The sequence below is a fragment of the Streptomyces sp. MH60 genome (assembly GCF_002939385.1).
GTDB lineage: Bacteria > Actinomycetota > Actinomycetes > Streptomycetales > Streptomycetaceae > Streptomyces.
Map to the genome: position 1 here is coordinate 30711 of NZ_MULI01000031.1, position 15706 is coordinate 46416.

Sequence of the window (15706 nt, forward strand, 5' to 3'; positions counted from 1 at the left end):
CACAGCGGCGGGGTGTCACCGGACGGAGGGACATGACTCATTTCCCGGAGCACACGCCTTCGTGGCAGCGAGCGCGCCGAACCCACTAGGCGGCCAGGCTCGGGCCCGCCGTCCATCCGTGGGCCGCCTGCCCCGAGTCACGGAACCGCATATGCCTTTGGCACAATTCGCGCATGTCGAGCCGTGACACCATCCAGTACGCCCCTGACGTGGGGCTCCTCATGATCCCTGGTGATCCGGGTAAGGACTACTCCCCGGGGTTCGCGGTCTTCGACGACTCCGTCCCCGCCCTGCGCTCGTTCATTCTGGAGCGGCTTCGGAAGGTGGACATCAGGCCGACGGCGCCCAAGGCGAAGGGCCGTGCCGTCATACCCGTACGCGTGGGTCTGGTCCCCCGGCCCGACAACGACTACGACACGCGTGCCGTGTCGGTCACCGCCCCGCCCTGCCACGGCGGGTCCGTCCTCGACCGGCACATGGGCTACCTCTACAGCAGCGCCCTGCACGTCACGAGCGAGAGCATCCGCGAGCTGACCGAGGAGACGGGGGTGCCCGTCGGCTGTCACGGATGGATAGAGCTCTACGACCTCGAGAACACCAGCCGCTTCTACGACGACGAGGACGCGGACGGCGCGGACGGCGACGACGTGGACTGGGAACCCAGCCGCGACGAGCCGGTGTCGTGGGCCGAGCAGAAGGCGTTCGGGTACGCGGTCGGTTCGGTCCGGGTCCTACTGCCCGAGCGACAGACCGTGCGGGCCCTGGTGGACGACTACCTGGCCACTCACCGGCGGGAGGCCGACCGGTGCGTGGAGAGGGAGCCGGCCCCGTCCGGTGTCGAGCCGGACCTGCGCCGGGCGCTCGCCGAACGCCTCGCCGTCCGGCTGCGCACCGGTCTGCGCCACCGCGCCGCCGGCGGGGTCTGGGGCCGGGAGACCGAGCGCGAGCGCGCGCGTCGGCGCCGGGACGTCGAGGCACGGCCGCTCCTGGACGCCTGGGAGGCATACCGGACCTCGCCGCACGACTTCCGTGACCTGCGCGCCGTCACCCGGTCCGTCTTCCACCACACCCGGATCCTCGTCCTGGACGGATCCGGCGTGGAGGTGGGGCAGTACCACGAGCCGGACGGCCCGCTCACCCTGGTGGACGAGCGGGTGCGCGCCGAGGCGCTCGACGCACTGCGCGCGCACGGGGTGGACGTGGACGCTCCCGAGGACCTGGCGTCCCTCGACGGCTTCCCGGACGCCGTGGTCGTCGCGGGCGGGGACAAGTGGTCGATCCGGCTCTCCAAGCCGGGCGTGCCCCGGAGCCGACTGCCCGAGGCCGGCTGGTTCGACCCGGACTCGGGCACACTCACCGTGTACGCCGCGTCGCTCGCCGAACCGCTGACGGTGCTGCTGCTCCGGCACGGCGTGCATCCCCTGCTCGTGACCTGGGGCACACCGCACGAGGAGGTGGAACGGCACAACCGCCGTGCCGCGGTCGCGCCGGCCGAGATCAGCCCCGTCAACAGCTACAGCCGGGTGACGGCCGCCGCGCAGCAGCTGATCCCGGAGCTCCACCGCCGGTGGCTCAACACGAGGCCCGACGACGGGGAGGCGCTCGCTGCGCGGGCCGGCAGCCTGCTGCCGCCGCTCATCGACGACGCGGCGGAGAACTCGTACTACCGGCGAGCGCTGGAGGCGCTCTTCGGCGCGCCCGTGAACCTGGCAGAGCGCGGGCCGTGCCGGCTCTGCGGGCGCTCCGCCCAGTCGGCCCGTCCGGGGTTGTTCTACTGCCACGGCTGCTGTGCCCTGGCGCGAGGCGGAGTGCTGCGGGACACCGGAGTGGACGGGGCGTGGACGGAGGCGATCGTGTACGCGCTGCGCAGGCTGGCGGAGGCCGAGTTCTCCGGGCCGCCGTCCCTCACCCAGCTGGACCGTGTCGGCGTTCCCTTCGAGGACCACGCCCTGGTCGACGAGGTGTTGCTCTGCCGTTTCCTGCTGCCGCGCCCCGGCTCCGCGGTGCTGAGCGCGCGCCCGCTCCGCCCGGCCCGCACCTGGACGGAGTGGCTGGCGCACGCGGGGCTCCTCACGGACGGGGTCCGCACCTCGATGGGTACGGCGACCAAGGCCACGGACGGACACCTGTGCCGCTCCCTGTTCGAGCGGCACGTGGACGACTTCCTCCACCACCGGGGCGTGGCGCACGAACCGGAGCCCGCCTACCCGCGGCACCCGGAGCTCAACACGACCGGCCTGCGGGCGGACTGGCGCCTGGCGGACGGCACGTTCGTCGAGGCCCTGGGCCTCATGACGCGGGAGACGTACGCGGCGAAGGTCGCCCGCAAGCGGGAACTGGCTCGCCTCCACGGCCTGCGGCTCGTCACCGTCACGGCCGAGGACCTGAACCGCCTGCCGGAGATCTTCACGGACTGGCTCCCCAAGGGCTAGGCCGGAGAAAGCCGGTCGTCTGACAGCCAGGTACGGCTACCTGATCTCGTTACCGAGCGGGAGCCCGCCTGCCAGTGGTGCGAGAGGAAGGAGAATGGGTCATGACTCACCGATCGCGCCCCCGCGTGCACCTGCTGACCGGCGGGCCCGACTGGGAACAGCGGCGAGCCACCGTGAAACCGGTACCGTTCAGCAGACGGCAGAAGGAGGCCCGCAAGCCTCTGCTGGCGCTGATGCAAGACCTGTGCGCGGCCATCGAGCGAGGTGACTGGGCCTCTGCCCGCGCGGCCCGGTCAGCGGCCTGGGGCGAGGTGAACCGCCTCGCGGACAACCTCACGACGGAGGAACGCAAGCAGCTGTGGCGGGACAAGCGGCGCATCGTTGCCGGTGAGGCCCGCGACCGTGCTCGACGCGCCGGTCGCGGCTGAGACCGGCGCATTGTGACGAGGTCAGCCCAACGCGTCACCAAGGGCACCGTGCGAGGCGGTATTCCCAGGGGAGTACAGGAGCGCCAAGGGTCGTCCCGGGCGTTGCCGAGCATGGCCGGGTAGCCGCCGTCGGCGATCGTGAGGATCTTGCCGACAGCGGCCTTGGCGTCGACCGCTCGGCGACGGTGTGGTCCCGGGAGGTGACGATCGTGTGCACAGCCGTGGTGGTGGGCACGTGGCCTGAGCGCACGGCCTCGGGTCACCGGACGCGACGCGGGGCCCCCGGTGGCGCCGACGGGTCCGGTTCGCCGGCCGTCAGCGGGTCTGATCGGTGGGACGGATGAGGATCTCATTGACGGCGACATGCTCGGGCTGGGTGACCGCGTAGAGGACCGCCGCGGCGATGTCGTCCGGGTCGAGGGTCCGCATGGACTCGGCCATGTTCTTCGCCGCGGCCTGCATGACCGGATCGGTGATGTGGCTGGTCAGCTCGGTCGAGACGAATCCCGGCTCGATGACGACAACTCGTACGCCCTGCTCGGTGACCTCCTGCCGCAGCGCCTCCGTGAAGGCGGTGATGCCGAACTTGGTGGCCGCGTAGGCACCGCTCGCCGCCGATGAGATGCGTCCCGAGGTGGAAGAGACCTGCACCACGGCCCCCTTGGCCGCGAGTAGATGGGGCAGCGCAGCGTGCACCGTGTACATCGACCCCAGCAGGTTGGTGTCGACCATCCGCGTCCACTCGGTGGTGTCCGCGCCCAGGATGGCTCCGCTGAGCATGAGGCCCGCGTTGTTCACCACAATGTCGAGTGCGCCGAAGTGTCCGACGGTCGCCGCGACGGCGTCCTGTACGGAGCGGGGATCGGTGACATCCAGCTCCAGGGCGAGCATCTCGCCGAAGCCCTCCTGGACCAGGGAGTCCAGCCGGTCGGCCCTGCGGGCGCCGACGGCCACCCGGGCGCCCGCCTTGGACAGGGCGAGTGCCGTCGCCCGGCCTATGCCCGAGGATGCCCCCGTGACCAGGGCGACCTTGTTGTCAAGCGTGGTGCTCATGTCTCCTCCGAGAGTTGTCGCCGTCGGGCGATCGGGCCCGAGGCCGATGAGGCAATCCGCTCCGACCTAAAGTGACCGGGCGGTCATGTTTCCCGAGCATAACACCCAGAGATGACCCCGCGGTCATCTTCGGTGTAGGTTCAGGGCGAAAAGAGGTGACATGGCTGACACGACGCCCGCTTCCGGCCCCAGGGCCGACATGGTCCGCAACCGGCGCTTGCTGCTCACGGCGGCGGCCGAGGCTTTCGCCGAGTGCGGAGTCGATGTGTCGATGAGCGAGATCGCCCAGCGGGCCGGCCTCGCCAAGGGCACCGTCTTCCGGCACTTCGCGTCCAAGGACGATCTGCTCGCGGCTATCATGCTGCAACTGCTCGACCGGCTCACCGACCTGGCGGCACACCTGTCGCGGGCTGAGGACGCGGGCGCGGCGCTGCGTGAGTTCATGACCGCGGGGGTCGAGGCGCTCGCCGCCGACCAGGCGTTCTGCGATGTGATCGGACGGCCCTCGCTGCAGCAGGCGGAGGTACGGGACGCCATCGGCCGCCTCGGCGACGTCGTGGACGACCTCACCGCCCGGGCGAAGGAGCAGGGCGCCGTCCGCCCGGACGTCACGGGCACCGACATCACGCTGCTGCTCGGCGGAATCCACCAGACGGCGGCCCCTCTGCTGGACACCGACCCGCAACTGTGGCGGCGCTACCTGGAACTGGCCCTCGACGGCCTGCGCGACTCCGGTGCCCGCGCCCTGCCGCATCCACCGCCCGCCCGGCTGCGCCTGCCGGCGCCTTCTCCACAGGACTGACCCCGGCACGCCGTCGGTGGCACGGCGGCCGGTTCCCGCCCCTGTATTGACTGACGTACCAGCCGTTCCCGCCCGGGCAGATGCTGCACGCGGAGGCACGGTCAGAGGGGTGCGGGCGCTGTGGGGGAAGGACCGGCCGTACCGTCGGGGCTACGGTGAGGATGATCCCGAGGGTGACGGGGGTGGCTCGGATGCTGCGTCGAGGAGGGCGAGTTGTTCATGGGCGTCGGCGACCTTTGAGGGGTCGGCGTCCGGGCCGAGGGCGATGCAGGAGTGGAAGGCTTCCCGGGCGGGTTGGGTGCGGCCCGCGTCCGTCAGGGCGTGGCCCAGCTTGTTGAGGAGCCGGCTGGACATCCCGGGGTTGTCCTGGCTCAGGTCGAGTGCGGTATGCAGGTGATCGACCGCGGCATCCCAGTTGCCCAGCGAGCGGTGGGCGTCGCTGGAGACCGAGTGCATCTGGACGCTGGCGAAGTGGGCGATGTGGGGGGTGATGCGGTCACCGGCCTCGTCCATGAATGCAAACGTCTCCGCGAGGAACGCCAGGCCCTCGCTGGGCCGGTCGGTCTTCACCAGGACTGAGCAGACGGTGAACCGGGTCTGTAGGGAACCGTTGAGGTCTCCTCCCGCCTCGAACAGGTCGGCCGCCTGCAAAGTCCTCTCCATGGCCCGGTCGAAGTCCTCAAGTGCCCGGTACGCGGAGGACTGGTAAATCCGCGACCAGGCTTGCTGGTTGAGGTCTCCGGCGCGTTCGGCGGCTGTGAGGGCCTGTGCCGCCCGGTCGATACTGTCGTGGTGGCGGCCCTCGATCAGGTACAGGGCCCAGGCGTGGTAGTTGAGCTGGGTGGCTTCGAGGAGCGGGTCGCCGAGGGCCTGGGCGCTTCGGGCGGCGGTGTCGAAGATCTCGGTCCAGTGGCCCCAGAAGATCCACTGGTCGGAGAACCAGTGCAGGGCCTCGGCGACCTCGACGACGGTGGTGTGCTCGCCGGTGGCGGCGGCGGTGCGGTAGGCGGCGAGCCAGTTGTCGCCCTCGGCCTGCAGCCAGGCACGCGCCGGATCCGGACCGGAGAGGTCGACGTCCCCGTCCCAGCCGTCGGGCAGGGCGCCGTAGTCGGGTTCGTACCAGCGGCCGGCCACGATCGCGGTCTCCAGCAGCCAGCCGTGCAGGCTCACGCGGGCGGCGTCCGTGTCGCCCGTACCCTCCTCCGCGTCCAGGCAGGTGCGGGCGTACAGGCGCAGCAGGTCGTGGAGGCGGTAGCGGGTGCCTGTGGTGCCCAGGAGTCCGGTCTCGACCAGTTCTTCCAGGGTGTCCTCGGTGTCGTAGACGTCCTGGCCGGTCAGCCGGGCGGCGGCGGCCGGTGAGGTGTCGGCGCCGGGCACCAGGGCCAGACGCCGGAAGAGGCGGGCGGCCGCGGGGGTGAGCTGCTGGTAGGACAGGGCGAAGGCGGCGGAGACGTGCACGTCACCGGCGGAGAGCACCTGCAGTCTGCGGTCCTCGTGGGCGAGGCGGTCGGCGAGGTGCCGCACACTCCGGCCGGTGCGGGTGGCCAGCCAGTTGCCCGCCACGCGCAGGGCCAGGGGCAGGTGGCCGCAGCGTTCGGCGACCTCGGCCAGGGCGGCGGGTTCGGCCCCGGCCCGGTCGGAGCCCACCAGGCCGGCCAGCAGGGCCGTCGCCTCCTCGGGGCCGAGTTCGGCAAGGGGCAGACGGCGGACGCTGTCCAGGCCGGTCAGCATGCGCCGGCTGGTCACCAGGACCAGACCGGTGCCGGCGCTGGGCAGCAGCGGACGCACCTGCGCCTCGTCGCGGGCGTTGTCCAGGACCAGCAGACAGCGCTGGTCGGCCAGCAGGTGCCGGTACAGCTCCGGATGCCCTTCCGGACCGACTCTGGCGAGGTCGCGGTCGGCCACCTGCAGTGCCTTGAGCACACCGAGCATGAGTGCCGCCGGGCCGGGCGGATCGTCGGCCATGCCCCGCAGGTCCACCACCAGCTGGCCGCCGGGGAACGCGCCGGCCACGGCCTGCGCCGCCTGCAGCGCGAGCGTGGTCTTCCCGGCACCGGGCGGTCCCGAGATCACCACCACCGTCGGCCCGGCCGGCCCCCACGATTCCCCGGCACCGGCCGGTCGCGCCAGGTCGGTGAGCTGCTTGATCTCGTGTTCACGGCCGATGAAGTCGTCGATGCCCCGGGGGAAGGACCGCACCCCCGTGGGGGAGTAGCCCGGGACCCGCCCGGTCCGCGCGGTGGTCAGCAGCCGTTCGCGATCCGCCTCGCCCAGACCCAGACCGTCCGCCAGAGCCGCCACCGTCCGCCGCTGCGGCGCCGCCCGCCGGCCCCGCTCCAGATCCCCGATCCCCCGCACACTCACACCGGACGTCTCGGCCAGACCCTCGATCGTCAGCGACGCAGCCAGCCGCAACTCCCGCAGCAAGGCACCGAACGCCACCTGCCCACCGGCCACGCCGCCCCCTCCCCGCCGCCACCCCACCACGCCTCACAGCGACCCGGGTGATTGAAGCGCATACTATCCGGCCACTCACAACCCGGGAGAACCGGCCAACGACCACGCGTGCAATACGGCACGTGCGATGCGGCACGCGGATACCGGTATGCCGACTGCACCGTGCCGGTGACGGTGGAGTCCCCTGACGGCTGACGGGCGGCCGGTAGTCGCACTACGACCAGGTGTGCGTGGCGTCGGCCTCGGGTCTGGACATCGACCACCTGGGTCCGCTGGCCGAGGCTCGGGACAGCGGCGCGTCCACGTGGTCGGCCAAGCGGCGGAAGGCGTACGAACCGGCTTCCCGCAGGGTAGGCGCAGGACTTCGATCCGTGCGAGTACGAGGACTTACGACTTCCTATCCATGAGTCGGCATGGTGGCCACACGCATAGCCAACCCTCGAACTATGTTGCCCCGCCACATGTGCGCCTGACCTGCGGATTCCTACGGTATGGCGATACCCAACCGCCCCCATACATCCCCAGGAAGTGGTGCCGATGTCGTCGCCCGCAACCGCTCCACCAGCTCCGAACAACCTCAAGCGCATCGTCGCCGCCAGCCTCATCGGCACCACCATCGAGTGGTACGACTTCTTCCTCTACGGCTCCGCCGCCGCGCTCGTGTTCAACGAGTTGTTCTTCCCGGACTCCGACCCGCTGGTCGGGACGCTGCTGTCCTTCCTGACCTACGCCGTCGGGTTCGCCGCGCGGCCGGTCGGGGCCCTGGTGTTCGGGCACTACGGTGACCGGCTCGGGCGCAAGAAGCTGCTGGTGCTGAGCCTGTTGATGATGGGCGGGGCGACCTTCGCGATCGGACTGCTGCCCACCCACGCGACCGTCGGCACGGCCGCTCCCGTGCTGCTGACCGTGCTGCGGCTCGTCCAGGGCTTCGCCCTCGGCGGCGAGTGGGGCGGGGCCGTGCTGCTGGTGTCCGAGCACGGGGACGCGCGGCGGCGCGGGTTCTGGGCGTCGTGGCCGCAGACCGGGGCGCCGGCGGGGCAACTGCTCGCCACCGGTGTGCTGTCGCTGCTGACGGCCGTGCTGTCGGACGCCGCGTTCAACAGCTGGGGCTGGCGGATACCGTTCCTGCTCTCCGGGGTCCTGGTCATGGTCGGTCTGTGGATTCGTCTCTCTGTCGACGAATCGCCGGTCTTCAAGCAGGCGTTGGCGCAGGCGGAGACGCGGAAGGCGAAGGCCGAGCCGCTTCCGCTGGTCGCCGTGATGCGGTACCACTGGCGCGACGTGCTGATCGCCATGGGCGCGCGGATGGCGGAGAACATCAGTTACTACGTCATCACGGCCTTCATCCTCGTCTACGCCACGTCCGCTGCCGACGTCTCCAAGCAGACCGCGCTCAACGCGGTGCTGATCGCCTCGGCCGTGCACTTCGCGGTCATCCCGGCCTGGGGCGCGCTGTCGGACCGGATCGGCCGACGCCCCGTGTACCTGCTGGGCGCGGCCGGTGTCGGGCTGTGGATGTTCCCGTTCTTCATGCTGATCGACTCCGGTCGCTTCGGCGGTCTGCTGCTCGCGGTGACCGTGGGGCTGGTGCTGCACGGCGCCATGTACGCGCCCCAGGCGGCCTTCTTCTCCGAGATGTTCGCGACCCGGATGCGCTATTCGGGGGCGTCGATCGGCGCCCAGTTCGCCTCCGTGGCGGCGGGTGCGCCGGCGCCGCTGATCGCCACCGCGCTGCTGTCCGAGTACGACAGCTCGACGCCGATCTCGCTCTATGTCATCGCGGCGGCCGTACTGACGCTGTTCGCCGTGGGCGTCGCCCGGGAGACCCGGCACCGGGACCTCGCGGACGTCGACCCCGTGTCCGGCGACGGAGACGTGCCCGGGCCGGTGTCCGACTCCGCTGCGCAGCGGGCGCGCACCGTCTGAGCCGTCCCGTCACCTGCCCCCGTACGCCCGTGCGTGCGGGGGTCAGTGCCGTTTCGGGGCCGCCAACCGGTGGAGTCTGAGGGCCAGTTGTATCTCCAGCGCGCGGTCGGGGCTCTGCCAGTCCTCGCCCAGGAGCCGGCCGACGCGCTCCAGGCGCTGGGCGACGGTGTTCACATGCACGTGCAGGGCCTCCTTCGTGCGGGCGGGGCTCATCCCGCAGGCGAAGTACGCGTCGAGGGTGCGTACGAGTTCCGTGCCGCGCCGCTCGTCGTAGGCGACGACCTGGCCGATGGTGCGGTCGACGAACCCGGGCACGTTCTGCTCCCCGGCCAGCAGTAGGCCCACGAACCCGAAGTCCTCGGCCGCCGCGCCGTCCCCGCCCCGGCCCAGCAGGCGCAGGGCGTCCAGGCAGCGTCCGGCCTCGGTGTAGGCGGCGACCACGGCGTCGGGGCGGGCGGCGAGATCCGGCACGGGGGCGGACGCGCCGACGGTGACGGCCTCGTGCACCGCGCGGCCCAGGTGCCGGGCGGTGCGGCGGGCCAGATCGGTGGCCCCGTCCCCGTCCGCCAGGGGCAGCAGCAGCACGGTGCCGCCGTCCCGGGCGGCGGCCAGGCCGTGCCGGGTCGCCGCGAGGTGGGAGGCCGCGGCCCACAGGCGTCGGCGCGCGTCCGCCTCCTGGTCGGCGTCGGCCGAGGTGGCGTCGAGGCGGGCGACGAGGACGACGTGGGCGACGGAGAGGTCGGCGTGCAGCCGTCGGGCCCGGTCGTTCAGCAGGCGGGGATCGCGGTCGCGGGCGTCGAGCAGATCGTCCAGCAGCTCGCCGCGCACCCGCTGTTCGGCCTCGGCGGCGGAGCGGCGGGCGAGCAGCAGCAGGGAGGTGACCATCGCGGCGCGTTCGAGGGTGAGCTGGTCGACCGGGTCGAGGCCGGGGTGGCCGCGCAGGACGAGGGCGCCGAACAGCTCGTCACCGGCGGCGACGGCGGCGATCCAGTCGTCCTTGTGCCGCACCACGTGCCCGTCCGCGCGGGATGCCTCCAGCGCGTACTCCGGCGCCGCGGCGGCCTCGGTGAACTCCACGGTGCCGTCCAGCACCTGCGAGACGGCGGCGGCCACGTCGTGCACCCCTCCGCCGCGCAGGACGAGCTCGGCGAGCCGGTCGTGGACGTCGGAGGCGCGTTCGATGACGCCGCTGCGGTCCCTGATGATCTCGTTGGCCCGTTCCAGACCGGCGAGGGCCGAGCGGGTCTCGGCGAGCAGGTTCGCGGTGTCGATGGCGGCGGCGGCGAGGGCGGCGAAGGAACCGAGCAGGGCGATCTGCTCGCGTTCGAAGACCCGGGCCCGCCGGTCGGCGGCGAAGAGCACCCCGATGACGTGGTGGCCGAGCATGAGGGGGACGCCGAGGATGGCGACCAGGCCCTCGTCGCGCACGCCCGCGTCGATGGTGCCGGTGTGCTGGAAGCGGGCGTCCTCGAAGTAGTCGTCGGTGACGTAGGGGCGGGCGGTCTGGGCGACGAGGCCGCCGAGCCCCTCCCCCATGCCGAGCCGCAGGGCCTGGAAGCGGGCGGCGACCGAGCCCTCGGTGACCCGCATGTAGGTGTCGCCGCGCTCCGGGTCGTTGAGGCTGAGGTAGGTGACGTCCGTGCCGAGCAGGGAGCGGGCCCGCTGCACGATCGCCCGCAGCACCGCGTCCAGGTCGCGCAGCCCGGCGAGGTCGTGGGCGGTCTCGAACAGCGCGGACAGCTCGGCCTCGCGCCTGCGCCGGCCCTCCAGCTCCGAGCGCACCCGCAGCGCGAGGTGCTTGGCCCGTTCGAGCGCGTCGATCCGCTCGGCCGGTCCGCCCTCGGCACGGGCGAGCAGCACCGGCTGCTCGTAGGCGTCGGCGGAGGCGCCGCGGGCCAACAGCTCCAGGTACGGCGTCTCGGCGGACTGCGCGTGATCACGGGACATGCTCACAGGATTCCCCATCACCCGCCCGTCCCGGCAGCCCTGTGGAAAACCCCGGCTCAGTGCGCGGTCCAGCCGCCGTCCAGGACGAGTGAGGTTCCCGTGAGGCTGGAGGCGTACGGTCCGCACAGGTACGCCACCGCTTCGGCGACCTCGTCGGGTTCGATCAGCCGCCGCACGGCGCTGTCCCGCAGCAGTACGTCGGAGAGCACCTGCTCCTCGGGGACCCCGTGGGCCCGGGCCTGGTCGGCGATCTGCCCCTCCACCAGCGGGGTGCGGACGTAGGCGGGGTTCACGCAGTTGGAGGTGACGCCGTGGGCGGCGCCTTCGAGGGCGGCGGTCTTGGACAGGCCCTCCAGGCCGTGCTTGGCGGACACGTAGGCCGCCTTGTAGGCCGAGGCACGCAGGCCGTGGACGGAGGAGATGTTGACGATGCGGCCCCAGCCCTGCCCGTACATGTGGGGCAGGGCGCCGCGGATCAGCCGGAAGGGTGCCTCCAGCATCACGGTGAGCACGGTGTGGAAGACGTCCGGCGGGAACTCCTCCAGGGGGCGCACGAGTTGCAGCCCGGCGTTGTTGACGAGGACGTCGGTGCCGGCCGCGGCGCGTTCGGCGGCGTCCAGGTCGGTCAGGTCCAGGACCTGCGGTTCGACACGGCCCGCGAGGTCCCCACAGCTCCCGGCGAGCGCCTCGAGACCGGCGGCGTCCCGGTCGACCGCTCTGACCTCGGCCCCGGCGGCGGCCAGCCGCCGTGCGCAGGCACGGCCGATGCCGCCGGCGGCACCGGTGACGAGGGCGGTGCGGCCGTGGAGGTCGAGCGAGGAGGCGTGGGGGGCCTGGAGGACGCTGGGCGAGGTCATGTCCCGACCCTAGGCAGCGTGCACCCCGTCCCCCATGTGGGCACGCCCCATACTTCAGAGGGAACCAGTGGGTTCGAACCATGTGGGGGCGTCGGACAGGGCCTGCTTGACCCTGGTCTGCCCGAACTCCTTGATGTCGGGCAGCGCGTCCACCGCGAACCAGCCCACCTCGAGCGACTCGTCGTCGTTGACCCGGGCCTCGCCGCCCACGGCCCGGCAGCGGAAGGTGATGTCCATGAACTGGCAGACGTCACCGTTGTCGTAGGTGACCGGCTTCAGCGCCTGCACGAGGACCAGTCGCTCGACGACGCACTGGACGGCGGTCTCCTCCTCGACCTCGCGCACGGCGCAGGCGGCGGGCTGCTCCCCCGGCTCCGGGATGCCTCCGATCAACGACCAGCGCCCGTTGTCGGACCGTCGGCCGAGCAGCACTCTGCCCTCGTCGTCGAAGACGACGGCGGTGACTCCGGGGAGCCACAGGAGCTGGTGTCCGGCCGAGGCGCGCAGGTCGCGGATGAAATCGGGAGTAGCCATGCGTCCGACCCTAACGGGGCGGCCCGACCGCTCCCGACGATCTCGTGGGGCGTGCGGCGGGCGTACGGCTACACGTCGCGGGCGCGTCGACCGCGCACACCGGCGCCGACGGCCCAGCCGAGCCCACCGGCGGCGACCAGCACCAGGGCGATCTCGGGTGCGATGCCGAGCCGGGTGGCGGGCGTCTCGGAGGAGCGCAGGGGCACCTCCTGCACCAGGGAGTCCGCCACGAACATGCCGGTCTTCTGGGTGATCCTGCCGTCCGGCATGATGATCGCACTGACGCCGCTGGTCACCGGGACGGTGACGGTCCGGCTGTGCTCGACCGCCCGGATCCGGGACATGGCGAGCTGCTGGTAGGTCATCTCGCTGCGGTCGAAGGTCGCGTTGTTGCTGGGCACGGAGATCAGCTGGGCGCCGTCGGTGACCTCGGAGCGCACGGCCCAGTCGAAGGCCGCCTCGTAGCAGGTGACCAGGCCCACCTTGGTGCCGGCCATGGTGAACACGCCGGGCTCGGTGCCCCGGCTGAAGTCCCGGCTGACCATGGTGGTCCAGGTGTCGTTGATCGCCCCGATGAGCGAGCGCAGCGGCAGGTACTCGCCGAAGGGCTGGATCTGCCGCTTGTCGTAGGTGTCGACGGGGCCCTTGTCCGGGTCCCACAGGATCTGCTCGTTGAGCAGTTTCCCGTCGCGTTCCACGACGCCGCCGACCGAGATGGGCGCGCCGATCGCCTGGGCGGCCCGGTCGATGATCCGGCGGGCGTCGGCGTTGGCGAAGGGGTCGATGTCCGAGGAGTTCTCCGGCCAGAGCACGAAGTCCGGGCGTGCCACCTTGCCCGCCTTCACCTCCGCGGCCAGACGCTGTGTCTCGCGCGCGTGGTAGTCGAGTACGGCGCGGCGCTGGGCGTTGAAGCCGAGACCCGCGCGCGGCACGTTGCCCTGGATCACGGCGACGGTCGCGGTGCCGTCCTCCGCCGTGTCGCTGACCAGCGGTCGGGCGGCCACGGCGCCCACGACGGGCACGGCCACGCCGAGCAGCGCCACCGCCGCGGCACCGCGTCGCACCTTGTCGCCGCGGCGGGCCCGGACGGCCAGGCGTACGGCCTCGCAGAGACCGAAGCCGCACAGGACGACCGCGAAGCTAAGTACCGGTGTGCCGCCGACCGCCGCGAGCGGCAGGAACACGCCGTCCGCCTGACCGAACGCGATCTTCCCCCAGGGGAAACCCTCGAAGGGCACGCGCGCGCGTGCCGCCTCACCCGCGACCCACAGCGCCGCCGCCCACACCGGCCATCCCGGCAGCTTCGACACCGCGGCGACGCCCGCGCCGACGGCCGCCACGAAGAGCGCCTCGATCGCGGCCAGGGCGAGCCAGGGGCCGGGGCCGACCTCCACGCCGGTCCACACCAGCAGGGGGAGCAGGAAGCCGAGGCCGAAGAGGTAGCCGAGGCCGAGGCCCGCCTTCCAGCCGCGGCCGCGCAGCACCCAGCCGAAGACGGCGAAGGCGGGCAGCGCGAGCCACCACAGGGTGCGCGGCGGGAAGCTGATGTAAAGGAGCACTCCGGAGAGCGCCGCGGCGGCGGCCGGGACGAGGCGCACGAGCCGCGCGACGGCCCGGGAGGCGGGCGTGGTCTGCGGCTCTGTCCGGTCCGACTCGCCGACGGAGGTTGCGGTGGCTGTCACCCCCCGGAGTGTACGGCGGGTGACCTGGCCGCGGACAGGACGGTCCGTCGGCCCGACCTGCTCGCCAACGGCCTCCCGGGCGGCTGGGCACTCCCGGTCTGCTCTCCCCCCCCTCGGCGGGACGGACGGTCCGCAGACCCTGCTCAGCGGGTCGATCGGAGCGTTCAGTGGGCCGGGCCCGGTGTCTTCGGGCGCAGTCGGTCCTTGATGACCTGAACGGCCGCCTCCGCGTCGTCCACGGTGATCGTGAAGGTGTGTCCGTCCCACAGCCGCAGGATCAGGCCCTCACCGCGCCGCACGACGACGGCGGTGCCCATCTCCGGCCGCCAGCGGTAGCCCCAGCCGCCCCAGTGGCGCGGGGTGACGTGCGGCGCGAACTCGGCACCGGCGACATGGGAGAGGGGGATGCGGCGGCGGGGAACGCCGATGTGGCCGCAGCGCACCTCGAGACAGTCCTCGTCGACTCTCAGCGCGACGTGCACGAACGCGAGTGTGCCGAACAGGACCAGCAGCCCCGCCGCGATGCAGCCGACGACGGCCATGGCGAGCGGGGCGACGCCGGACTCCCAGGCCGATTCGACGGCCAGGGCGATGCCGAGCGCCAGGCAGGCGGCGCCGATGAGCGCCAGGAACCACTGGACCCGGTTGGTCGCACGGCCGGTCCAGACATTCGACTGTGGGACGGTCTCGCCGTGGCGATGCCTCATGGAGATGAGGTTACTCATGTTTCGCTGCGCGGGTACCTCGTCGCGCAGGGTGACTGAGCCGACCGGGCGGAGCGGAGCGTCAGCCGGCCGGCGTGACCGCGCGCAGGAGTCTGCCTTCGTCGTAGGCCAGCGCGGGCGCGGGCAGGGTGCCCTCGCGCCCGCTCAGCAGCACGGTCAGGGTGCCCTCCGCCGGGGCGCCGGGGTCGGGGCGGGCACCGATCCGGCGCAGCGCCTGGGCGGCCACCGCCCCGGCGGAGCCGTGCAGGACCAGGCGCGGGGCGTGGGGGCGCTGTACGGCGGCGCGGATGCGTTCGGCGACCAGTTCGTAATGGGTGCAGCCCAGGACGATGGTCGTCACGTCGCCGGGTGTGAGGGCGGCGGCGGCGCCGACGGCCTCGGTGATCGCCGTCTCGTCCGCGTGCTCGACGGCGTCGGCGAGTCCCGGGCACGGCACCTCGGTGACCGTCGCCCCGCCGGCGAACTCCTCGATCAGGCCGCGCTGGTAGGGGCTGCCGGTGGTGGCCGGCGTCGCCCAGATGGCCACGGGGCCGCCGCCGGCCGCCGCGGGCTTGATCGCCGGCACGGTGCCGACGACGGGCACCCCGGGCTCGAGCCGGGCACGCAGCGCGGGCAGCGCGTGCACCGTGGCGGTGTTGCAGCCGACGATCAGGGCGTCCGGACGGTGCGCGGCGGCGGCCTCGGCCACCGCGAGGGCACGCCCGGTCAGGTCCTCCGGGGTGCGCGGGCCCCAGGGCATCCCGTCGGGGTCCAGGGAGAGGATGAGATCGGCGTCCGGTCGCAGCCGCCGTACCGCGGCGGTCGCCGCCAGCAGACCGATTCCGGAGTCCATGAGCGCGATCTTCACCCGGCCACCATAGACG

Annotated in this window: 12 protein-coding genes and 1 pseudogene; 5 read left to right on the forward strand and 8 right to left on the reverse strand. The window is 72.5% G+C overall.

Translation table 11 applies throughout. The features are described from left to right. The first annotated feature begins 173 nt into the window (after positions 1-173). Both BZZ08_RS20175 and BZZ08_RS20180 read left to right on the forward strand, forming a co-directional pair. A complete protein-coding gene (locus BZZ08_RS20175; protein WP_104633659.1) occupies positions 174-2432 on the forward strand; it encodes a hypothetical protein in 2259 nt (752 codons plus the stop codon). Positions 2433-2533: 101 nt separating this feature from the next. Beyond that, positions 2534-2860 carry a hypothetical protein gene (locus BZZ08_RS20180; RefSeq protein ID WP_241965521.1) on the forward strand — a complete coding sequence of 109 codons (327 nt, stop codon included), beginning with the start codon at positions 2534-2536 and terminating at the stop codon, positions 2858-2860. A 315-nt stretch (positions 2861-3175) separates the two neighbouring features. On the opposite strand, the gene BZZ08_RS20185 is transcribed toward BZZ08_RS20180, so the two are convergent. Then, the gene (locus BZZ08_RS20185; RefSeq protein ID WP_104633661.1) at positions 3176-3913 is read right to left on the reverse strand and encodes an SDR family NAD(P)-dependent oxidoreductase; all 738 of its coding nucleotides are present in this window, start codon (positions 3911-3913) and stop codon (positions 3176-3178) included. A gap of 160 nt (positions 3914-4073) precedes the next feature. On the opposite strand from BZZ08_RS20185, the gene BZZ08_RS20190 reads away from it, so the two are divergent. After that, positions 4074-4715: a TetR/AcrR family transcriptional regulator gene (locus tag BZZ08_RS20190; protein ID WP_104633662.1), complete on the forward strand. Its 642-nt coding sequence runs from the start codon at positions 4074-4076 to the stop codon at positions 4713-4715. A 150-nt stretch (positions 4716-4865) separates the two neighbouring features. Here the strand turns inward: BZZ08_RS20190 and BZZ08_RS20195 are convergent, their stop codons facing one another. Continuing rightward, positions 4866-7172, reverse strand: a complete 2307-nt coding sequence (locus tag BZZ08_RS20195) for an ATP-binding protein (protein WP_104633663.1) — start codon at positions 7170-7172, stop codon at positions 4866-4868. Positions 7173-7381: 209 nt separating this feature from the next. Here BZZ08_RS20195 and BZZ08_RS39590 point away from each other — a divergent pair. Continuing rightward, a pseudogene (locus BZZ08_RS39590) lies at positions 7382-7504 on the forward strand (HNH endonuclease); the annotation flags it as partial. Between the two features lie 205 nt (positions 7505-7709). Beyond that, positions 7710-9098, forward strand: coding sequence for an MFS transporter (locus BZZ08_RS20205; RefSeq protein ID WP_104633664.1), 1389 nt, complete (start codon positions 7710-7712; stop codon positions 9096-9098). Between the two features lie 42 nt (positions 9099-9140). Here the strand turns inward: BZZ08_RS20205 and BZZ08_RS20210 are convergent, their stop codons facing one another. The 6 genes from BZZ08_RS20210 to BZZ08_RS20235 form a co-directional block, all read right to left on the reverse strand. Continuing rightward, the gene (locus BZZ08_RS20210) at positions 9141-11045 is read right to left on the reverse strand and encodes a helix-turn-helix domain-containing protein (RefSeq protein ID WP_104633665.1); all 1905 of its coding nucleotides are present in this window, start codon (positions 11043-11045) and stop codon (positions 9141-9143) included. A 56-nt stretch (positions 11046-11101) separates the two neighbouring features. Continuing rightward, on the reverse strand, positions 11102-11902 hold the full coding sequence (locus BZZ08_RS20215) for a 3-hydroxybutyrate dehydrogenase (RefSeq protein ID WP_104633666.1): 801 nt from the start codon (positions 11900-11902) through the stop codon (positions 11102-11104). 54 nt (positions 11903-11956) lie between these two features. After that, a complete protein-coding gene (locus tag BZZ08_RS20220; protein WP_104633667.1) occupies positions 11957-12436 on the reverse strand; it encodes an NUDIX hydrolase in 480 nt (159 codons plus the stop codon). 68 nt (positions 12437-12504) lie between these two features. Next, positions 12505-14118, reverse strand: coding sequence for an apolipoprotein N-acyltransferase (gene lnt, locus BZZ08_RS20225; RefSeq protein ID WP_104633668.1), 1614 nt, complete (start codon positions 14116-14118; stop codon positions 12505-12507). 164 nt (positions 14119-14282) lie between these two features. Then, the gene (locus tag BZZ08_RS20230) at positions 14283-14825 is read right to left on the reverse strand and encodes a hypothetical protein (RefSeq protein WP_104633669.1); all 543 of its coding nucleotides are present in this window, start codon (positions 14823-14825) and stop codon (positions 14283-14285) included. 79 nt (positions 14826-14904) lie between these two features. Then, on the reverse strand, positions 14905-15690 hold the full coding sequence (locus tag BZZ08_RS20235) for a glutamate racemase (protein WP_198601587.1): 786 nt from the start codon (positions 15688-15690) through the stop codon (positions 14905-14907). Positions 15691-15706 lie beyond the last annotated feature (16 nt).